The sequence below is a fragment of the Streptomyces aurantiacus genome (assembly GCF_027107535.1).
In the GTDB taxonomy this organism is placed as follows: Bacteria; Actinomycetota; Actinomycetes; order Streptomycetales; family Streptomycetaceae; genus Streptomyces.
In genome coordinates, this window is sequence record NZ_CP114283.1 from 4,064,920 (window position 1) to 4,084,166 (window position 19,247).

The 19,247-nt window shown below is 71.6% G+C and carries 16 protein-coding genes and 1 tRNA gene; 13 read left to right on the top strand and 4 right to left on the bottom strand.

The window, feature by feature from the left end; all coding sequences use genetic code 11:
• Positions 1–252: 252 nt before the first annotated feature.
• Both O1Q96_RS19815 and O1Q96_RS19820 read right to left on the bottom strand, forming a co-directional pair.
• The gene (locus O1Q96_RS19815) at positions 253–1,371 is read right to left on the bottom strand and encodes a hypothetical protein (RefSeq protein ID WP_269249474.1); all 1,119 of its coding nucleotides are present in this window, start codon (positions 1,369–1,371) and stop codon (positions 253–255) included.
• Positions 1,372–1,628: 257 nt separating this feature from the next.
• Complete coding sequence (locus tag O1Q96_RS19820; protein ID WP_269249475.1) at positions 1,629–2,981, bottom strand: MFS transporter; 1,353 nt, start codon at positions 2,979–2,981, stop codon at positions 1,629–1,631.
• Positions 2,982–3,531: 550 nt separating this feature from the next.
• Between O1Q96_RS19820 and O1Q96_RS19825 the strand changes: the two genes are divergently transcribed.
• The 12 genes from O1Q96_RS19825 (at position 3,532) to O1Q96_RS19880 (ending at position 15,708) form a co-directional block, all read left to right on the top strand.
• Positions 3,532–4,368 carry a 2-amino-3,7-dideoxy-D-threo-hept-6-ulosonate synthase gene (locus O1Q96_RS19825; protein ID WP_419586920.1) on the top strand — a complete coding sequence of 279 codons (837 nt, stop codon included), beginning with the start codon at positions 3,532–3,534 and terminating at the stop codon, positions 4,366–4,368.
• The gene (locus O1Q96_RS19830; RefSeq protein WP_269249477.1) at positions 4,365–5,594 is read left to right on the top strand and encodes a 3-dehydroquinate synthase II family protein; all 1,230 of its coding nucleotides are present in this window, start codon (positions 4,365–4,367) and stop codon (positions 5,592–5,594) included. The genes O1Q96_RS19825 and O1Q96_RS19830 overlap by 4 nt, the downstream gene beginning before the upstream one ends.
• A 77-nt stretch (positions 5,595–5,671) precedes the next feature.
• Complete coding sequence (locus tag O1Q96_RS19835; protein ID WP_419587052.1) at positions 5,672–7,054, top strand: class I adenylate-forming enzyme family protein; 1,383 nt, start codon at positions 5,672–5,674, stop codon at positions 7,052–7,054.
• Positions 7,055–7,163: 109 nt separating this feature from the next.
• The gene (locus O1Q96_RS19840; protein ID WP_217456695.1) at positions 7,164–7,439 is read left to right on the top strand and encodes an acyl carrier protein; all 276 of its coding nucleotides are present in this window, start codon (positions 7,164–7,166) and stop codon (positions 7,437–7,439) included.
• Positions 7,436–7,750: an acyl carrier protein gene (locus O1Q96_RS19845; protein ID WP_269249479.1), complete on the top strand. Its 315-nt coding sequence runs from the start codon at positions 7,436–7,438 to the stop codon at positions 7,748–7,750. The genes O1Q96_RS19840 and O1Q96_RS19845 overlap by 4 nt, the downstream gene beginning before the upstream one ends.
• Entirely contained in the window at positions 7,740–9,080 is a 1,341-nt protein-coding gene (locus tag O1Q96_RS19850) for a beta-ketoacyl-[acyl-carrier-protein] synthase family protein (protein ID WP_269253655.1), read from the top strand. Before O1Q96_RS19845 ends, O1Q96_RS19850 begins: the two co-directional genes overlap by 11 nt.
• Positions 9,077–9,979 (top strand): beta-ketoacyl-[acyl-carrier-protein] synthase family protein, encoded by a 903-nt coding sequence (locus O1Q96_RS19855; RefSeq protein ID WP_269249480.1) that lies wholly within the window; start codon positions 9,077–9,079, stop codon positions 9,977–9,979. Before O1Q96_RS19850 ends, O1Q96_RS19855 begins: the two co-directional genes overlap by 4 nt.
• On the top strand, positions 9,966–11,636 hold the full coding sequence (locus O1Q96_RS19860; protein ID WP_269249481.1) for a class I adenylate-forming enzyme family protein: 1,671 nt from the start codon (positions 9,966–9,968) through the stop codon (positions 11,634–11,636). Before O1Q96_RS19855 ends, O1Q96_RS19860 begins: the two co-directional genes overlap by 14 nt.
• Positions 11,633–12,223 (top strand): hypothetical protein, encoded by a 591-nt coding sequence (locus tag O1Q96_RS19865; RefSeq protein WP_269249482.1) that lies wholly within the window; start codon positions 11,633–11,635, stop codon positions 12,221–12,223. The genes O1Q96_RS19860 and O1Q96_RS19865 overlap by 4 nt, the downstream gene beginning before the upstream one ends.
• A 3-nt stretch (positions 12,224–12,226) precedes the next feature.
• Positions 12,227–13,150 (top strand): NAD-dependent epimerase/dehydratase family protein, encoded by a 924-nt coding sequence (locus O1Q96_RS19870; RefSeq protein ID WP_269249483.1) that lies wholly within the window; start codon positions 12,227–12,229, stop codon positions 13,148–13,150.
• 187 nt (positions 13,151–13,337) lie between these two features.
• Positions 13,338–14,960, top strand: a complete 1,623-nt coding sequence (locus tag O1Q96_RS19875; protein WP_269249484.1) for an MFS transporter — start codon at positions 13,338–13,340, stop codon at positions 14,958–14,960.
• Between the two features lie 31 nt (positions 14,961–14,991).
• Positions 14,992–15,708 (top strand): SDR family oxidoreductase, encoded by a 717-nt coding sequence (locus O1Q96_RS19880; protein WP_269249485.1) that lies wholly within the window; start codon positions 14,992–14,994, stop codon positions 15,706–15,708.
• Positions 15,709–15,797: 89 nt separating this feature from the next.
• On the opposite strand, the gene O1Q96_RS19885 is transcribed toward O1Q96_RS19880, so the two are convergent.
• On the bottom strand, positions 15,798–17,216 hold the full coding sequence (locus O1Q96_RS19885) for an FAD-dependent oxidoreductase (protein ID WP_269253656.1): 1,419 nt from the start codon (positions 17,214–17,216) through the stop codon (positions 15,798–15,800).
• Positions 17,217–17,266: 50 nt separating this feature from the next.
• On the opposite strand from O1Q96_RS19885, the gene O1Q96_RS19890 reads away from it, so the two are divergent.
• Positions 17,267–19,081: an ABC transporter ATP-binding protein gene (locus tag O1Q96_RS19890; protein ID WP_269249486.1), complete on the top strand. Its 1,815-nt coding sequence runs from the start codon at positions 17,267–17,269 to the stop codon at positions 19,079–19,081.
• Positions 19,082–19,114: 33 nt separating this feature from the next.
• On the opposite strand, the gene O1Q96_RS19895 is transcribed toward O1Q96_RS19890, so the two are convergent.
• Positions 19,115–19,189, bottom strand: a tRNA-Ser gene (locus O1Q96_RS19895).
• Positions 19,190–19,247 lie beyond the last annotated feature (58 nt).

Here is a 19,247-nt window from a genome sequence, read left to right on the forward strand (position 1 = left end):
CACAGGCCGGCATCCGCCCCGCCGGGCCCATGAACAACGCGCACGACACGAACTGCGCCAGGAGTTCAGGGCAGGAGAGCGGCAGCGGCGTGCGGAAGCGGGAGGAACTCCGGTGGGAACGGCAGGAACGCCGGAGTGGCGGTGGGCGCTACAACGTCCGCGCACGCAGGCGCAACGGCACGAGTGGGGCCCCGGACCGTGGGCGGGGCCCGGCTGCTCGCGTGTGGCGTCGGTTCGTCGGTGCCGGAGTTGTCACGGGCCGAAGTGCTCCATGTGCGCCTGGGCGGGCGGGTAGGGCGCGGAGGAGTTCGTACCGACGGACCAGTACGCGCCGGTGCCGGGTACCCGGGCCAGGGAGTTGAGGAGGACCGGCGTGGTGGCCAGCGGTCCGCGCTCGCTCACCCAGGCCGTGCCGTCCCACCGAAGGTAGTGGGCCCGTGTCTGGTCCCAGAAGTCCCAGCCGGCGATGCGGTCGGGGCGTCCCTGGTCGTCGCCGGTGATTCCGCTGAGGCGTCCGACGGTGAACGGTGGGGTGACGTTGTTCCAGGAGGTGCCGTCCCAGTGCCGCAGTACGCAGCCGGGAGGTTTGCCGGGCGGTCCGCCCACCCCGTAGTCGTAGCCGGTGAGCCAGACGTCGTCGTGGGCGCGGGGGAGGAGTCCCGTGACACCGAAGCGGAGTCCGGTGGGCGGCGCCAGTTCGGTCCATGCGCCGTCCCAGCGGGCGGCGATGCCGGTGCCGTACACCCAGATCTCGTCGTCAGGTGTGCGGTGCACACCTGACGGGGCCTCGGTCACCGTGCTCGGCAGCGGTGCGCACCAGCGCCAGCGCTGTCCGTTCCAGTGCAGCAGCGAAAGGTTGTTGCTGCTGCGGCCCGACACCCAGGCGCGTCCGTCGGGGGCGGCCGTCACAGAGGTGATCACAGTGCCGGTGTCGCCCTTCCCCGGATACGGCACCTGCTGCCATGTTCCACCGTCCCAGGTCAGGAGATGTCCGGTGCCGGAGGTGTCGGTGCCGACGGCCCACGCGGTGCCGGGGGACGCGGCGGCGACGGAGTGCAGTTGTCCGGTGAGGCCGAGGTGGTCCAGGACGGTGCGGGACCATGCCGTCCCGTCCCATGTCATCGCCAGGGGCTTGCCGCGGGTGGCGCCGTTGCGTCCCTCCTCGCCCACGGCCCACGCGGCGTCCGGTCCGCCGGCCGCCACGCCGAGGAGCTGCGCGGCCGTCCGGCCCTCGGGTACGGAGACCGGCTGCCAGCCGGGGAGGAAGGCGGTGGCCGTGCTGTGGGCGGTCGCGGCCGGACCGGTGGCCGTGGTGAGACCGAGTCCTGCCGCGGTGCCGGCCAGTCCACCGATGAAGTGCCGTCTGCGCATGGGAACTTCCCTTCTCACGTGGTTCGGGGAGGTTCCACCGTTGGGCACGACGGTGAAGAGGTCAATGTACGGGTGTGAGCATCTGGTGACCCGGCCGGAATCGGCCGAAACACCTCTGCGGCGGACGGCCGACCATGATGCCGTACTGCCCCCGCCCGCCACGACGGGCGGTCCAACTGCGTTCACTGGTAGGTAAGTTGGTGATGGGTTGGCGGGCGGAGGCGAGGTGCGCGCAGGTGTGCCGAAGGATGCGGCCGTCAGGTGTCGAAGTCGCAGTCCCGGGTCTCCGGGAGCGCCAGCAGGCACATGAGGCTCACCAGACAGAGTCCGCCGGTGTAGAAACCGAGGACGAGTGGTGAGTCCCAGTGACTGTTGAGCCAGGTGGCGACGAGTGGGGCGAAGCCGCCGCCGAAGGTGTTGGCGAGGATGAAGGCAGTGGAGGCGCCGGTGTAGCGCAGCCTGGCGGGGAACAACTCCGGGAGGAAGGCCGCCACCGGGGAGAACATCAGCGCGAGCAGCACGAGACCGACCGTGTAGGCGCCGGTGATCACCACGGCGTCGCGCGAGCTGAGCGAGGCGTACATGGGCACCGCCCACAGGACGCAGCCGACGGCTCCGGTGAGCATCACCGGGCGGCGGCCGATCCGGTCGGCGAGTCTCGCGGCCGGCAGTGTGACGGCGATTCCGGCCGCCGCGCCGATGCTCGCCGCGGTCAGCATCGTGTTCTGCGGGATGCCCAGTGACTTCGGTCCGTACGAGAGGCTGTAGACGATCGTCAGGTAGTAGACGGCCGAGCCGCCGACCGCCGCGCCGATACCGAGGAGCAGCCGGCCGGGGTGTTGTGCGAGGAGTGTGCCGAGCGGAAAGCGGGACACCGGCGCCTGTGCCGTACGGCGGGCCGTGGAGGTGAAGACGGGTGACTCGGAGACCGTCGTGCGCACCCACAGGCCGATCACCACGAGCACGGTGCTGAGCAGGAACGGGATTCGCCAGGCGCCGTCGGCGAAGCCGTCGCGGCCCGCGATGTGGAGGGTGGGCAGGATGACCGCGCTGGACAGCAGGAAACCGAGCGAGGGGCCGGCCTGCGGGATGGAGGCGTACAGGGCGCGGCGGCCGGGGGGCGCGTGCTCCGCCGCGAGCAGCACCGCTCCGCCCCACTCGCCGCCCATGCTCACGCCCTGCAGCAGACGGAGTGTCACCAGCAGGACGGGGGCGAGGAGTCCGGCGGTCTCGTACGTCGGCAGCAGTCCGACGCCGACGGTCGCCACGCCCATCAGGAGGAGGGAGGCGACCAGGGCCCGTCGGCGGCCCAGCAGGTCACCGATCGTGCCGAACAGCACGACGCCGAGGGGGCGGGCCAGGAAGGCGGCGGCGAAGGTGAGGAACGCGGCCAGGGTCGAGACGGTGGAGTCGCCGGAGGGGAAGAAGGCGGGTCCCAGGACGAGCGCGGCGGCGGTGCCGTACACCGCGAAGTCGTAGTACTCGATCGTGGTGCCGATCAGGCTCGCGACGGCGGTTCGCGACGGCCTGCTCTTCGCTTCCGGCGCCGATAACGCGGCGGAACCGGGATCCACGGTCGCGGGCACGGTCTTGGACGGCGAATCGGGCATGGGGGAGTCACTTCCGGTACGCCCGGTCCGAAAGACGGCCGGGTTCAAGTGGGGGACGGCCTCGCATGAAACAGGAACCGGAGTGCGCCTGTCACCCTAAGCCCGGAAATTCGATTTCGACAAGTAAGCCGAGTCGTCCGAATAACCGAACGGGTTCGTATGGCCGGTCGGAAGAATGTGGGTCTCTTTGCGCCGGTGAGAGACGTAAAGCTCCTCATAAGGATGCCGTCGTGACGCACTTCCTCAATGCGGATAGAGCGCACTGTCCCGCCACCTCGCCATGTGCCGCATCAATCAGCCACAAACCAGTACTCGCGGTCGCCGTCAACCCTGGTATTCCTGTCAAAACGCTGTCAATAGTCATGCGCTCCTCGGTATAAAAATTTGTGACGATGTCGCCTTGTCAACGGGCGATCACGCAGGGAAAGCTGACGGGTGAGCGGAACTTGAAAGTTCTACAGCCATCGTTTTTCGGACATAGGAGACCGCAACGGGTTGCTGCGGTTCGGCTTTCTGAAATGCGGCCTCACGACTGGGAGGCGCAATACCCGTGCTGAAAACAGGCAAGTTATTACGCTTGAGGAGACTTTCGCTGGCCGGTGACGGCCGGCACCTGCTCATCCCGCTGGACCACACCGTTTCCGACGGACCGATCGTCCCCGCAGGAAAGTGGGACGACCTGCTGCGTGCGCTGGTGGCGGGCGGGGCCGACGGCGTCATCGTCCACAAAGGACGTGCCCGCGCCTTCACCCCGGACATCCTGCGAAGCTGCGCCCTGGTCATGCACCTGAGTGCCAGTACCGCCTGCTCCGCAGATGTCGATGCCAAGGTGCTCGTCGCCGATGTCGAAGAGGCCCTGTGGATCGGTGCGGACGCGGTGAGTGTCCACGTGAACATCGGGTCGGACACAGAGGCCCGGCAACTCGCCGACCTGGGGGCGGTGGCGCGTTCCTGCGACGCGTGGGGCATGCCCCTGATCGCGATGGTCTACCCCCGGGGCCCCCGGATCGAGAACCCGCGCGACCCCGCCCTCCTCGCCCATCTGGTCAACGTCGCCGCGGACCTGGGCGCGGACATGGTCAAGACCTCGGTGGCCCTTCCGATCGACCGGATGGCCGAAGTGGTGGCGAACAGCCCCATCCCCGTCCTGGCGGCGGGCGGCCCGCCGGACGGCTCCGACCTCGTCGAGTACGCCACCGCCGTGATGGCCTCCGGCTGCCACGGCCTGGCCATCGGCCGCCGGGTGTTCTCGGCTCCTTCGCCCGCCGCGCTGGTGTCACGGTTGTCCGCCGTGGTGCACGGCACCCGTCCGGAGCCGCCTCCCGACGGCATGCCGAACGACATGAACATGGCCGAATACTCGACGATCGTGGCAGGTGTCGCATGAGGTTCGCATGGATCGATCTCCGTGAAGTCCCCCAGCAGCAGCTCCAGGCGGTGGTGGACGCGGCCGTCCACACCCGGATGGCCGGGGTGCTGACCACCGACGCCGGACTGCTCGGCACGCTGCCGCCCACCGTCACCCGGGTGCTGGCCCCCGGAAGCCCGGTGACCGCCGGGACGAAGAAGCCCGCCGACAAGCAGGCCAAGGCGAACGACGCGACCAAGGACGCCGACGACAGCAAGGACGCCGGCAGCGCGAAGAAGCCGCCCGCGGGCGGGGTCGACCCCCGGCCCGGCCCCGGAATCGACATCCTGATGCGGAAGTTCACCACCCAGGACGAGCTGGACGCCCTCGCCGCGGAGAACCGCGCCGACGGAGGCACGCCCGCCGCCGGATTCATCGACGTACGGGACGACCGCACCCTTCAGCTGTCGTGCGCGGGCGCCATGGCGCTGCCGTACACCGTCATCCACTTCGCCGACCCGACGAAGATCCCGCTGGAGATCGTGCTCGCCGCGGCCGAGCCCGCCGACGGCCAGCTGGTGACCGTCGTCGACGACCTGGAGGAGGCGGCCATCGTCTTCGACGTCCTCGAACGCGGCTCGGACGGCATCCTGTACGCGCCCCGCAGCGCCGACGACGTGTTCGCGCTGGCCAGGCTGCTTCAAGCGACCACGCCCCAACTGGAGTTGTCCACCCTCACCGTCGAGAGCATCCGGCATGTCGGGCTCGGCGACCGGGTCTGCGTGGACACCTGCTCGCACTTCGAGGAGGACGAGGGCATCCTGGTCGGCTCGTACTCCTCGGGGTTCGTCCTCTGCTGCAGCGAGACCCACCCGCTGCCCTACATGCCGACCCGGCCGTTCCGCGTCAACGCCGGTGCGCTGCACTCCTACACGCTGGGGCCCGACAACCGCACCAACTACCTGAGCGAGGTGGGCTCCGGCAGCGCGCTGCTGGCGGTCGGGGCCGACGGCCGCACCCGGCGGGTCGTGGTCGGCCGGGCGAAACTGGAGTCCCGGCCCCTTCTTGAGATCCGTACCCACGCCGAGGACGGCCGGCTGGTCAGCCTGACCGTGCAGGACGACTGGCACGTACGGGTGCTCGGCCCGGGCGGAAAGGTCCTCAACGTCACCGAGCTGCGGTCCGGCGACGAGTTGCTCGGCTATCTCGCCGCGGACCAGCGTCATGTGGGCCTGCCCATCGGCGAGTTCTGCAAGGAGGTCTGATGGGCGACCTCGTCGACGGACCGCCCCGCACGGACCACCGGCCGGACGGTGTGTCCAGCGGCTCGGCGGACGGCGCGATGGACACTCTTGTCCAGGTGCTGTTCGACGGGCACGACGACAGTCTTCCCTATCTGACGCATCAACAGGAGACGGTCACGCGGGGGGAGTTACGCAGCCGGGTGGCCGAACAGGCCCGGGTGTTCGCGGGCTTCGGGATCGGTCCGGGCAGCACCGTGGGCCTGCGGACCCCGCCCAGCTTCACCCAGGTCGAGGTGCTGCTCGCGCTGTGGCGGCTCGGGGCCCAGGTGCTGCTCTTCGACTTCCGGCTCAAACCGGCCGAGGTGTCGGCGCTCGGCGCCACCTGCCGACCGCAGTTCATGGTCCGGGCCGGTTCCAACGTCCGGGCGGCGTTCGGCTTCCGCTCCGAGTACGAGGTCGTCACCGAGTGCCACGGAACCGGCAGACCGGCCACCACCGGACACCGGCTGGTCCAGTTCAGCTCGGGCTCCACGGGGCGGCCGAAAGTGATCGGCAGGACCGTCGGCTCCCTCGCCGCCGAGGTGGAGCGGTTCGCCGCGGTCCCCGGCATGCCGGGCCGGGGCGACCGGCTGCTGCTGCTCAGCTCGACGGCACACAGTTTCGGGCTGATCGGCGGCCTGCTGCACTCACTGGCGGCAGGAGTGTCCGTCGTCTTCGCGCCCCGTGTCTCCGCCCGCGACATCCTGAGGACCGCGGTCGGCCATCGCGTCACCGCCCTGTTCGGCGTGCCGATGCACTACGAACTGCTCGCCGCCGCCATCGATCCCCCCGCACTGCCCGACCTGCGGGTCGCGGTGTCGGGCGGTGAGCTGATGCCGCCGCAGGTCGCGGCTCGCTTCGCCGGCCTGTACGGCGTACCGGTCGGCGAGTCCTACGGGACCACCGAGTCAGGTGTGGTCGCCATGGACGCCCTCGGCACGCTGCGGCCCTCGGTCGGCCGGGCCGTGGCGGGCGTGGTGATACGGGTGAACAACGGCGAACTGGACGTCGCACTGGATCAGTCGCCCTACCTCTTCGACTCGGGCGGCACGCAGTACGCGGACGGCTGGCTGCACACCCGGGACCGGGCCACGGTGGACGCCGCGGGAGCGGTCCGGGTGCGCGGCCGCGCCGACTCCCTCGTCGTGATCGGCGGCCTCAAGGTGGACCTCACCGAGGTCGAGAACGTGCTCCTCCAGCATCCGGCGGTCGAGCAGGCCGTCCTGGTCCACGAGGGCATGACCGAGGCGTACGTGTCGCTGGCCGCCGGGGACGACCGGCCGTCGGCCGAGGACCTGCTGCGCTGGTGCCGCGAACGGTTGGCCGACTACAAGCTGCCGCGGGTGGTGCGACTGCTGGAGACGCTGCCCCGCACGTCCAACGGGAAGCTCGTGCGCCAGGCGGCGACCCTTCAGGCGGCAGCGACCGGCGGCGGTACGTAACCCGGCCTCGGCCACGCGCCCACCTGGCGCGACACCTGTCCCACACCTCGCACAACTCCTTTCGTACGACTCGTACGACCTTTCACCGGAGCACGGGAGACGAGTAGGCATGACTACATCAACGCTGGAAGGCGAGATCCGCGAGTTCGTTCTGAGCGCGGTCATCGACGAGATGAACATCCTGACGAGCCGCGACGGCATCACCGACGAGAGCCCGCTGACCGTCGGCGGACTGGACGTGGACTCGCTGAGCCTGATCGAGCTCACCCTGCGACTGGAGTCGCGGTTCGGTGTGGAGATCCCCGACACCGACATCGAGTCCCTGGCCTCGCTGACCCTCGGCGGACTCGTCACCGAGGTCGTCCGACGCGGTGCGAAGGCATGAGCGCGAAAGCCACGCCGAGCGACACGGACGCGGTGCTGTCACCGCTGACCACCGACGCCGTCCGGGAGCTGCTGGCGGACCGCAAGATCTTCCCCGGAGTGCCCGAGACCCTCGGTGAGGACACCGAACTGGTACTGGACTCCCTCGGGTTGGTGTGGCTGCTGCATGTGGTGGAGGAGCGCTACGGCCTGGTCGTGGAGCCCAGCGACGAGGACATCGCCCGGCTCACCTCGCTGCGGCGGCTCACCGGCTTTCTGAGTGCCGCAGCCCAGGACGGCCGCGCGGAGAGGGGAGCGCATGATGAGCGGTGAGGTGACGGTGACCGGGTTCGGGGTGCGCACAGCCTTCGGCACCGGCGCCGACGCCCTGCGGCACGGCGTCTTCACGGGCACCCCGTCGTTCGCCCCCACCACGAGGTTCGACACGGGCCCGTACCGCACGCCGATGGCCGCCGCCGCTCCCGACGGGCCCGACGCGGTCGAGGAGTGGGCACTGCGCCACGCACTCACCCGGTGCGGGGCTGAGGCCCTCGACATGGCCGGCCTCCCACCGGGCACGGAGGCGGCGGTGCTGCTCGGCGTCGCCGGTGACCACACCAGCGTCACCCGTCATTGGCGAACCGTCGCCGACTCCCCATCCGACAAGCCTGTCCCGGACGGCTCGGACGGCTCGGACGGCTCGGACGGCTCGGACGGCTCGGACGGCTCGGACGGCGGGGGCAGCGGTGGCGGCCGTGAGGCGAGCGGTGCGGACGCCGCACCCGGAGCCCGCGCCCACGGGGAGACGGTCCGGCACGCCACGAGCGGATCGGGGGAGCGGGCAGCCGACGCGGTCCCCGCGCACCTCGCCGAGCTGCTGGCACGGCGACTCGGGCTGAACGGGCCGCGGCTCGCCTTCACCAACGCCTGCGTCGCCTCCTCCGCCGCGATCATCCACGCCTGCCGGCTGATCTCCTCCGGCCGGATCCACACGGCGGTGTGCGCCGGCGGATACCTCGTGGAGGAGGAGACCTTCGGCAAGTTCGACTCCGGCCGGGCACTCTCCCGAGACGGCATGGTGCGCCCCTTCAGCCTCGACCGCAGCGGACTGCTCCTCGGTGACGGCGTGGCCGCCGTCGTGCTGGAGTCCGCCGAGCACGCCCGGCGCCGCGGTGCCCGGCCGCTCGCGACCGTCGCGGGCTGGGGAGCGGCCACCGACGCGCACCACATCGCCCAGCCGCACCCGCAGGGCGCCGGCCTGGCCCGCGCCGCGCGGCAGGCGATGAGCCTCGCCGGAGATCCGGAAGGGACCGCTCTCGGCTACGTCAACGCCCACGGCACCGGCACGAAGTACAACGACGGCGCGGAGACCCGAGGGCTGCGGGCCGCCTTCCCCGGGCGGGCCGAGGCGATACCGGTCAGCTCCACCAAGGGCACCACCGGCCATCTCCTGGAGGCGGCGGGCATCGTGGAGTTCGTGATCACGATGGTGGCCCTGACGGACGGTCTGCTGCCGCCGACCGCCGGATACGGCCGGCCGGATCCGGAATGCGACCTGGACTACGTCCCCAACCGACCCCGCACGGCCGACCTGCGCCGGGCCCTCACGGTCAACGCCGCCTTCGGGGGCGCCAACACCGCAATCGTCCTGGAGCGCCCATGACGACTCACCGGACCCGAATGCCGTCCGAGACGACCCAAACGCCCGGGAAACCGGTGCTGCGGACGGCCCTCGGCATCCTCGCGAGCGCCACCGCGACCCACGGCACCGGGCAGGACGACGACATCCCGCTGCCGCGACTGCCCGGTTTCGTGGAGTCGGCCTTCAGCCCGCTGGCGTACGACGTCGCCCGGCAGTGCCTGACCGGACATCCCGGCGACGGCACGCGCACCGCCGTGGCCCTGGCGAGCCTGATGGGGGACACCACCACCGCGGATCTCGCCAGCCGGCGCATGGTCTCCGGGCGGGTCCACAACCCGCTGCTGTTCATGCAGGCCACCCCCAACTCCGTACTCGGGCACATCAGCAAGGAGTTCGGGATCACCGGGCAGATGCTCAGCCTCTCCGGCGTCGAGGACCCGGTGGCCGAACTGCTGGCCATGGCCGACCTCCTGCTGGAGGACCCGGAGCTGGACCGTGTCCTGGCGCTGGGCGTCGAGCTGGGCGGGAGCGAGCGCCTGGCCCGAGTCCACCGCGAGCTGGCCGCCGACGACGGACACCCGGTCCCGGCCCTCCCGCCCGCCGCGGGCCTGGCGGCGGCCGTCCTGCTGGGCCGTCCCGGAACCGGGGCACCGGTGCGGGTCCGGTCGGCCGGAGACCGTACGGACGAGGTGGGCGGCACCGGCACCCCCGCGGCGGCGAGGCACCACGGAAGCATCCAGGGCCTGTTCGACCTGGCCGCCGCCCACCGGCTGCTGCTGCGAGAGGGCGGCAGCCACCTCCTGCCCGCGGAACCCCCGGCCGGGCAGGAACCCGCCGCCTTCGTCCTCACCACCCACCCCGACGCCCCAGGCCACGCGCTCGTCGGAAGCAACGAGACGGAGATTCATGCTCATCAGTAGACAGGAGCGGGCACGGATCTGCTCCGACACCGAACTCGGCGCCGGCAACGTCCTGCAGCGCCTCGGGGCGTACGGCCGCCCGCCGGACGAACCCGTCCTGCGGACCGACGGCAGCTGGCGCGCACCGGACGGCAGCCGGCCCGAGGTGCTGACCCTGGGACAACTGCACGAGGTCGTCGAGACGTACGCGGGCTGGTACGCGGCCCATGGCGTGCGCCCCCGCGACCCGGTCGCCGTCCACGCGCACTCCAGTACGGAATTCGCGGTGAACTTCCTTGCGCTGACGGCCCTCGGTGCCATCGCGTCCTTCGTCAACGGCGACCTGCCGCCGCGGATCGCCCAGCAGTACGTACGCGGACAGGGCGCGGTCGGCGCCTTCACCGACCGGGAACACCGCGACGTGCTGGCGGGGCCCGGGTCCGGACTGCGCTTCTGCGTGACCGCCGCCGACATCCGGCCCGAACACCGCGCTGCGCTGCCACCGTCGTACCCCTACCGGCACGACCCCAGCGACCCGGTGCTCATCTCGCACTCCTCCGGCACCACCGGCATGCCCAAGGGCGTGCCGCACACCCACCGGACACTGATGTACGCGCAACTGCACCGGCTGCGCTACTCCACGGGCACCGACATGGAGCGCACCCTGGTGGGGCTGCCCGGCGCCCACAACGCCATGGTGGCGACGCTGCTCTACTGCCTGTTGCTGCGTACCGACATCAAACTGCTCTCCAGCCGCCGCGGCGTCGATGTGCTGGACGCCGTCGAGGACTTCCGGCCGACCACGGTGCTGGCCTTCGCCGGGACCTTCGGCGAGATGGCCGCCCAGGACCTGTCGGGCCGTGACCTGTCCAGCGTGCAGGTGTGGTTCAACACCGGGGACGCGGCGCACGAGGCACACATCCGGGCCCTGGTGCGGCACGGCAACCACGTGGAGATCGGCCGGGACCTGATCCGCAGACGGGTCGAGGGCTCGGTCTTCGTGGACGGGCTCGGTTCGTCGGAGGCCGGCTACTCGGTGTTCCACAACCGGCACACCAAGGACACCTCGGCCTACGCGCGCTGTGTCGGCAGACCGATCAGCTTCGCCGAGGCCGCCGTACTCGCCGAGGACGGCACCCCGCTGCCGCCCGGGCGGATCGGCCGCCTCGGCCTGAAGTCGCCGACGCTCACCCCCGGTTACTGGAACGACTCCCTGACCTGGAACCGGATGCGCCTGGGCGGCTACTGGCTCACCGGGGACCTCGCCCAGCGGGACGAGGAGGGCAACTTCTACCACCTCGACCGGGCGCCCGACGCCGTCCGCACCCGCGAGGGGATCCTGTTCAGCACCCGCACCGAGGAGCTGCTGCTGCGGGAGATGCCCGAAGTGGCCGACTGCACCGTCGTCGGGGTCGCCCCCGAGGGCGTACGGGCCGACTGGGACGGCGACGGACAGGCCGAGGCGTACGCGCTGCTCCACCTCGCGGACGAGAACGACGCCGGCCGTGACAGCGACGAGGCATGGACCGGCCGGGTCAACGCGGTCCTCTCCGGCGCCGGATTCCCCCCGGTGGCCCGCGCGCTGCGGATGAAGCCCGACGACGTGGCCAAGGGCGCGACCGGAAAGGTCCTCAAGCGAGTGATGCGCGAGCGGTTCGCGGCCAAGGAGCAGGCATGAGCACGGGCACGGGTGCCGACCAGGTCAACCACCGAGCGCAGACGGTGGAGGCCTACCGCCTGTGGTGGCAGCACGACGCGCACTGGTACCAGGGCGTGGCCGCGCGCTTCGGGCAGCAGGCCGCGAACGACATCAACGCCGAGGCGCTGCGTAAGGTCGCCCTGCACGTCGGACAGCGGATCGCCAGACGGTCCGGCCCTCTGACCGGCAGCGGTGACAGCGGCAAGGACTTGGAGGAGCTGCGCCGCCGGTACGACGAGTGCGGAGACCGGATGTTCCCGCCGGAACTGCGCAACGCCTCCACCGAGGTGGTGGGCGACGACCTGATCGTGCTCACTGTGCGGCGCAACTTCGCCGTCACCATGGTGAAGATGGCCGGTTCGCTGGAGGGCTACCGGTGCCCGTGCACCGACATCCACGCGGGCTGGTCCGAGGGGCTGGGTGTGACCCTCGCGGAGAACCGTGCCGAGAGCTGTCTGCGGGACGGTGACAAGGCGTGCCGCCTGCTGATGCGGGTGGCCGCTCCGGCCGACCCCGAGGGTTCCGTCGGTGCCGCGAGCGCCGTCGTTCCCGGTGGGGAGGGCTGAGGCGTGCGGGTGCTGGTCGCCGGAGCCACCGGAGTGGTCGGACATCCGCTGGTGGGCGCGCTGCGGGAGCGCGGTCACCGGGTGAGCGCGCTGGTGCGTGAGGGCTCCCGGGACCGGGCCCCGGAGGCCGACGAGGTCGTGGTCGCCGACGCACTCGACCGCGAGGCCCTGTCGGCGGCGGTGGCGGCGGCCCGGCCGGAGGTGGTCGTCCACCAGCTGACTGCGCTGCGGCTGCTGCGCGACGACCCGGCCGGTGCGTTCGCGCAGACCGCGCGACTGCGTACCGAGGGCACCGCACATCTCGTCGAGGCGGCCCGCACGGCCGGCGCGCGGCGGCTGGTCGCGCAGTCCATCGCCTTCGCCGCCGCCCCGGCCGGAGGGCCCGTCCTCGACGAGGACGCACCGCTGTACACGGACGCGCCGGACCCGGGCTGGGCCGCCACCGTACGGGCCGTCGCCGAGTTGGAGCGGCTCGTCCTGGGCGCCCCGGAGCTCGCGGGTGTGGTGCTGCGGTACGGCACGCTGTACGGCGCCGGGACCGCGTACGCCCGTACCGGCGGGACCGCTCAGCGGGTACGGGCAGGCCGCTTTCCTCTTCCCGAAGGCGGTGCCGGTGTCACCTCGTTCCTGCACGTGGAGGACGCCGTGGCGGCCGCTGTTCCGGCGGTCGAGGCGGATGCCGCGGGGGTGTTCCATGTGACGGACGACGAACCGGCCCCGGCCGCCCAGTGGCTGCCGCACTACGCCCGAACGCTGGGCGGGCCCCCTCCGCGGACGGTCCCGTCGGACCTCGCGCCGCGGCTGCTCGGCTGGTTCACGGCCCATCAGCTCACCGCGGCACGGGGCGCGGCCAACGACCGGGCCCGCACGGTGCTGGGCTGGAAGCCGCTGCGGCCTACCTGGCGCGACGGGCTGGGCGCCGAATGACGGTGTCGTGCCTGGCCGTGACATGGACCGGGTCGGGCACCGGGGCTGCGGGCAGAGCCGTCCTCGCCGGCACCTTGCCGGACTCCGGGGCGAGAACCGCCGTGAGGCCCTCACCGGCGAGGGCGGACAGCGTCACCGGGGAGCCGGCCGGGCGCCTCGCCACCTTTCCGGGCAACGGAGGCCCCCGATGAGCAGGCTGAGCAAACCGGCAGGGAAGGCCGCCGGCTCCGCCGGGGGCCCGTCCCGGCCGCGAACCGTCCTCGTGGTCGTGGTCTGTGCCCAGATGCTGATCTGGCTGGACACCTCCATCCTCAATGTCGCCGTCACCACGCTGGCCGACCCGGACAGGGGCCTCGGGGCGACCCCGGCCGAACTGGAGTGGGTGGCGAGCGCCTACACGCTGATGTTCGCGGGGACGCTCTTCGCGGGCGGCGCGCTGGCCGACCGATTCGGCCCCCGGGCCACCCTTCTCGCGGGGCTCACGCTCTTCGGTGTCGCCTCCGCCGCCGGTGCGTTCGCGACGGGCCCGGCCTGGCTCGTCGTGGCGCGCGCCTTCATGGGCGTGGGCAGCGCACTGCTGATGCCCGCCACCCTCTCGGTCGTCGTGCAGAGCACACCGGCGGACAGGCGCACCCGGGCGATCGCGATCTGGAGCGCGTCCAGCGGTCTGGGTGTGGCCGTTGGCCCGGTCGCGGGCGGGGCACTGCTCAGCCACTTCTGGTGGGGTTCGGTGTTCCTGGTCAACGTGCCGATCGTGGCCCTGTGCCTGGCCGGAGTGGTGGCCATAGTCCCCGAACTCAAGGGTCCCGGGCGGCAGGTGCTCGACCTCCGGGGACTGGCCCTGTCGGTACTCGGACTGGGCGGTGTGGTCTACGGGATCATCGAGCTCGGCAATGGACACGCCTGGAACGGGCCGGACGTGCTGCTGCCCCTCCTCCTGGGAGGCGCGCTGCTCGCCGTGTTCGTGGCCGGCCAGCGCAGCTCCCCGGCGCCCAGCCTGGACCTGCGGCTCTTCGCACAGCCGGGGTTCGCGGCCGGGAGCGTGGTGCTCCTGATCGTGTTCATGGCCCTGGCGGGACACCTGTTCTACGCGGCCTTCTATCTCCAAGGGCCGCGCGGGCTTTCCCCCGCGGATGCCGGAACCGTGATGATCGCCGCCGCGGTCGGCATCGTCCTGGGCAGTCAGGCCTCTCCTGCGTCGAGCCGGCTGCTGTCGGCCCGCTGGACGGTCGCCGCCGGAATCCTGGCCACCGCGGCCACGTACGTCGGTTATCTGTGGTTCGACGAGCGGACTCCGATCCTGGTCGTCGCCGCGTTGTTGTGGGTTCAGGGTTTCGGCATGGGCCTGGTCGGCACGCCGGTCACAGCGCTGATGATGAGCGGGGTGCCATCCCGTCTCGCGGGCGCCGGATCTGCCGTCAACAGCGTGACCCGGCAGGTGGGAGGGACGCTCGGGGTGGCACTGTCCGGTTCGATCCTGTCCGGCGTGTACCGGGAGCGCATGGCGGACGCCCCGCTGCCCGGAGGGCCGAAAGGGCTGCCGCCTGACGCCGAGGAACGGGTGCGGACCTCGGCCGAGGCGGCACGCTCGCTGGCCGACTCGCTCAGGCTGCCGGAACTGGCCGCCACAGCAGACCGCGCCTACCTCGACGCGATGTACGCGGCCACCTTCTGGACCGCCGTGCTGGCCTTCGTCGGGCTGGGGGTGTGCGTGGTGGGGCTGAGGGAGCGAGAGGCGCGACCGCGACCCCTCCCGGAAGGGCGACAGGAACCGCGGGAGGCGCGGGACGACCATGCGGAAACCGCGTGAGAACCGCGGCGTCGGAGGAGGAGAAGGCACGATGACGCAGGCGACGGCCCGTTCGGTGCTCGTGACCGGGGGCAACAGGGGGATCGGGCTGGCCATAGCGCGCCGCCTCACGGCGGCGGGGCACCGGGTCGCCGTCACCCACCGCCGTGACGAGCCGCCCGCGGCCGAGGGTTTCCTCGCCGTACGGTGCGACGTGACGGACAGTCAACAGGTCGACCGGGCCTTCGACGAGGCCGAGGCGGCCCACGGTCCGGTCACCGTGCTGGTCGCCAACGCGGGCGCCGCCCACGACCGGCTGCTGGTACGGATGAGCGAGGCGGACTTCACCGGCGTCGTCGACACCAACCTCACCGGGGCCTTCCGGGTCGCCCAGCGCGCCATGCGCGGAATGCTCCGCGAGGGCCACGGCCGTATCGTGCTGATCTCCTCCACGTCGGCGCTGCACGGCGCACCCGGGCAGACCAACTACGCGGCGGCGAAGGCAGGCCTGGTCGGGTTCGCCCGGTCGCTGACCCATGAACTCGGCCCGCGCGACATCACCTGCAACGTCGTGGCTCCCGGCCTGACCGAGACCGACATGAACCGGGCGCTCACCGACGGACAACGCCGGGACCTGCTCCGCCGGACCCCCGCCGGCCGCCCGGCCCACCCCGAGGAGGTCGCCGACGCGGTGGCGTTCCTGACCACCGCCGGACATGTGCGCGGCGCGGTCATCCCGGTCGACGGAGGCGCGGGGCTGGGGCACTGAGGGATGCCGCCTCGACCGGACGGACGCCCGCACGGCGCCTGAGCCCGGCCGGTGCCGTGCCCGGCTGGGCCGGTGCCACCGGCTCGCCGCTATCGAGGTGACGATCCCGACGTGTCGCCGCCGGCCTCGGTCCACAGGTCGGTGTGCCAGTCCAGGTGCCGCGTGAGTTCGTCGTCGCCGGGGCGGGGCGCGGGCGCTCCCCGCCCCGGTCGGGCCGGCGGGCGCGTACCGCGGGAGATGTTGCCGCTGGCGGTGACGTTGTCCTCCACGCGCGGGCGGCGGAGTGTCTCGTAGAGGGTGAGCGCGGTCTCGGTGTCGGGTGCGTCGCGCAGGGCCTTCGCGAGGACGACGGCGTCCTCCAGCGCCATCGAGGCCCCCTGCCCGGTCGCGGGGGAAGCCGCGTGGGCCGCGTCTCCGATGGTCAGGGTGCGGCCGGAGCGCCAGGGTGTGCCGGTGGGGATCTCGGTGGCGTTGGTGACCATGATGCGGTCGGTGGTGGCCGCGACGATGTCCGCGGCAGGGGTGGCGTCCTTGCGCAACAGCGGCAGGAGCAGATCGCGCCAGTGGGCGGGGGTGGCATGGGCGACCTCGTCGGCGGCGAGGGGTTCACCGGCCACACGCGCGAACCAGTACGTCTGGCCGTCCGGCGACACCGCGTAGCCGAAGGCGGCGGTGCTGCCCCGCACCATGGTGATGCGCTCGCTCTCCTCGGCGTTCTCCTCGGCCAGGAGTACGTCGTCGGTGTAGCCGTAGAAGACGCGCTGTCCCGCGTAGCGGGGTTGTACGGCGGGGGCGAACTGCTGTCGTGCGACGGAGTTCAGGCCGTCCGCTCCGACGAGCAGGTCACCTGTCGCGGTGCTGCCGTCGGTGAAGCGGGCGGTGACACGGTCCGGGGCGTCCTGGACGGACGCGAGGCGGGCGCCGTGCCGGATGTCGATGCCGCGGTGAGCGGCCTCTGCCTGCAGGGCGGTGGCGAGGTCGCCGCGGTGCAGGCAGCGGTACCGCAGGAGCGGGTCGCCGGCCTCACCGAGCGGGACCTGTGCCACGGTTGCGCCCGTGTCGTCGAGGACGCGCATCGAGCACAGCGGGAAGCCGATGGCCGTGACCGCGGCGGAGGCGTCGATCTGGGCGAGGGCCCGCATGCCGTTGCTCACGAGTGTGAGGAACGCGCCGATGTCCTCGGCCGAGTCGGGGTGCGCCTCGTACACCGTGACGTCCGTCCCCGCCTTGTGCAGGGCCAGCGCGGCCGCCGTACCGGCGATCCCGCCACCGATGACAAGAATGCGCGCCACGTCGTGTCCCCCGCTCGTGTGTGTACGGCCCCTCAGCCGCCCAAGTACCCGGGAAACGCCGCCATGACCGCTGGGGTTCCGCGGCACGTGTCCGGGAATCCCAGGAGGCGGGAAAACGCTTGGACTCTGCACGCGTCCTCGCGGGACACTGCGATTCCTGGCCCCCGTCCCCGTCACCCGAAGCGGAGTTCCGCACGGGTGCCGACGCGACAACATCCTCCCGAAGAAGCGGGCGACGGGCTGCCGTACGACGACACGGGGTGGGGATGGGATCACCTGAATCGCGTGAGGTTCCGCCGGGCAGGGGCGCGGTGTTCCTCGCGCTTCGTCACTACGGGCGGGAGTTGCGCCGGCTCCGGCGGTTCTCGGTGCCCGCGATGCTGCTGCCCGCGCTCGGCAATATCGGCATCAGCTACATCGCGCCGCTGATCGTCGCGAAACTCGTCGGCCGGATCGCCACCGAGGGCGGCATCGGCGTCGGTGATGCGCTGCCGTACGTCCTCGGCTTCGCAGGCGTCCTGCTCCTCTCGGAGACACTGTGGCGCCTGGGACTGCACTGTCTGAACCGGCTCGACGCACGCGGCATCGAGAACCTGTACGTGATCGGCATGGGCGAACTGTTCGCCAAGGACGCGGCGTTCTTCCACGACAACTTCGCCGGGTCGCTGACCAAGCGGGTACTGAGTTTCGCCTCCCGGTTCGAGGAGCTGGTCGACACACTGACGTTCCAGGTCGTCGGCAGCCTGGTGCCGCTGATCTTCGGGTCGGTGGTGCTCTGGCGGTACGAACCGCTGCTCGTCGTCGCTCTGTTGGGGATGCTCGCGCTGACCGCACTGTGCGTCGTGCCCCTCATCCGCCGCCGTCAGGCCCTTGTCGCCAAGCGCGAGGAGGCCATCGCCCGGGTGTCGGGCCATGTCGCCGACAGCCTGATGAACATGGACACGGTCCAGGCGTTCGCGGCCGAGGAACGCGAGGCGGCGGAGCACCGCTTGCGCGTCGCGGAGTCGCGGCGGCTCATGCTGCGGTCGTGGGACTACGGCAACCTGCGCATCGACACACTGGTCGCGCCGATGTCCGTGCTCACCAACGCGCTGGGCCTGCTGCTCGCGGTCGCGCTCGGCGGAAGCGGGCACGGCGTGGAGGCGGTCGTGGTCGCCTTCACGTACTACACGAACGCGACGCGGATCATGTTCGAGTTCAACCAGATCTACCGCCGTATGGAGAGCTCGCTGACGGAGGCCGCGCAGTTCACCGAACTGCTGCTGATGCCGCCGACCGTGCTCGACCCGACATCGCCGGAGCCCTTGCTTTCCAGGCCTGCCGACGTTTGCTTCGAGGACGTGACCTTCGCTCACGCGGGGGCGGGACCCCTCTTCGAAGGGCTCGACCTGACCGTGCCCAGCGGAACGAAGATCGGCCTCGTCGGCCGGTCGGGCGGAGGCAAGACCACGCTCAGCCGGCTGCTGCTGCGGATGACGGACATCGACGCCGGCCGGATCCTGATCGGGGGACAGGACATCAGCAGGCTGCGTCAGGCCGACCTGCGCAGCCTCATCGCCTACGTGCCGCAGGACCCGGCGATGTTCCACCGGACCCTGCGGGACAACATCGCGTTCGCCCGGCCGGACGCCTCCGACGCCGACATCCGCCGCGCGGCCGAGACCGCACACGTCACCGAGTTCGCCGACGCGCTCCCGGACGGGTTCGACACCATGGTGGGCGAGCGCGGGGTGAAGCTGTCGGGCGGACAGCGCCAGCGGGTCGCGCTCGCCAGGGCGATCCTGCGTGACGCTCCGATCCTGCTGCTCGACGAGGCCACCAGCGCACTTGACTCCGAGAGCGAGGTCCTCGTCCAGGAGGCGCTGTGGCGGCTCATGGAGGGACGGACGGCGCTCGTGGTGGCGCACCGGCTGAGTACGGTCGCCACGATGGACCGGCTCGTCGTCCTCGACCGGGGCCGGATCGTCGAGCAGGGCACGCACCAGGAGCTGCTCGCGGCGGACGGCGCCTACGCGAAGCTGTGGCAGCACCAGTCCGGCGGATTCCTCGACGACAGTCCCGCCGGGGCCGACCTGCGCTGACGCTCGGACTCACCGCAGGGGAAGGCCGTGAGGGGCGGGGCGGTCGGATTCGAACCGACGTCCTCCGAGATGTCGTCGCGGCGCACTACCTCTGTGCTACGACCCCGCCTTGCCGGTGATCGTAGGCCCCGCGTGCCCCGGCCTGCCACCCGTTTGCGGTGCACAG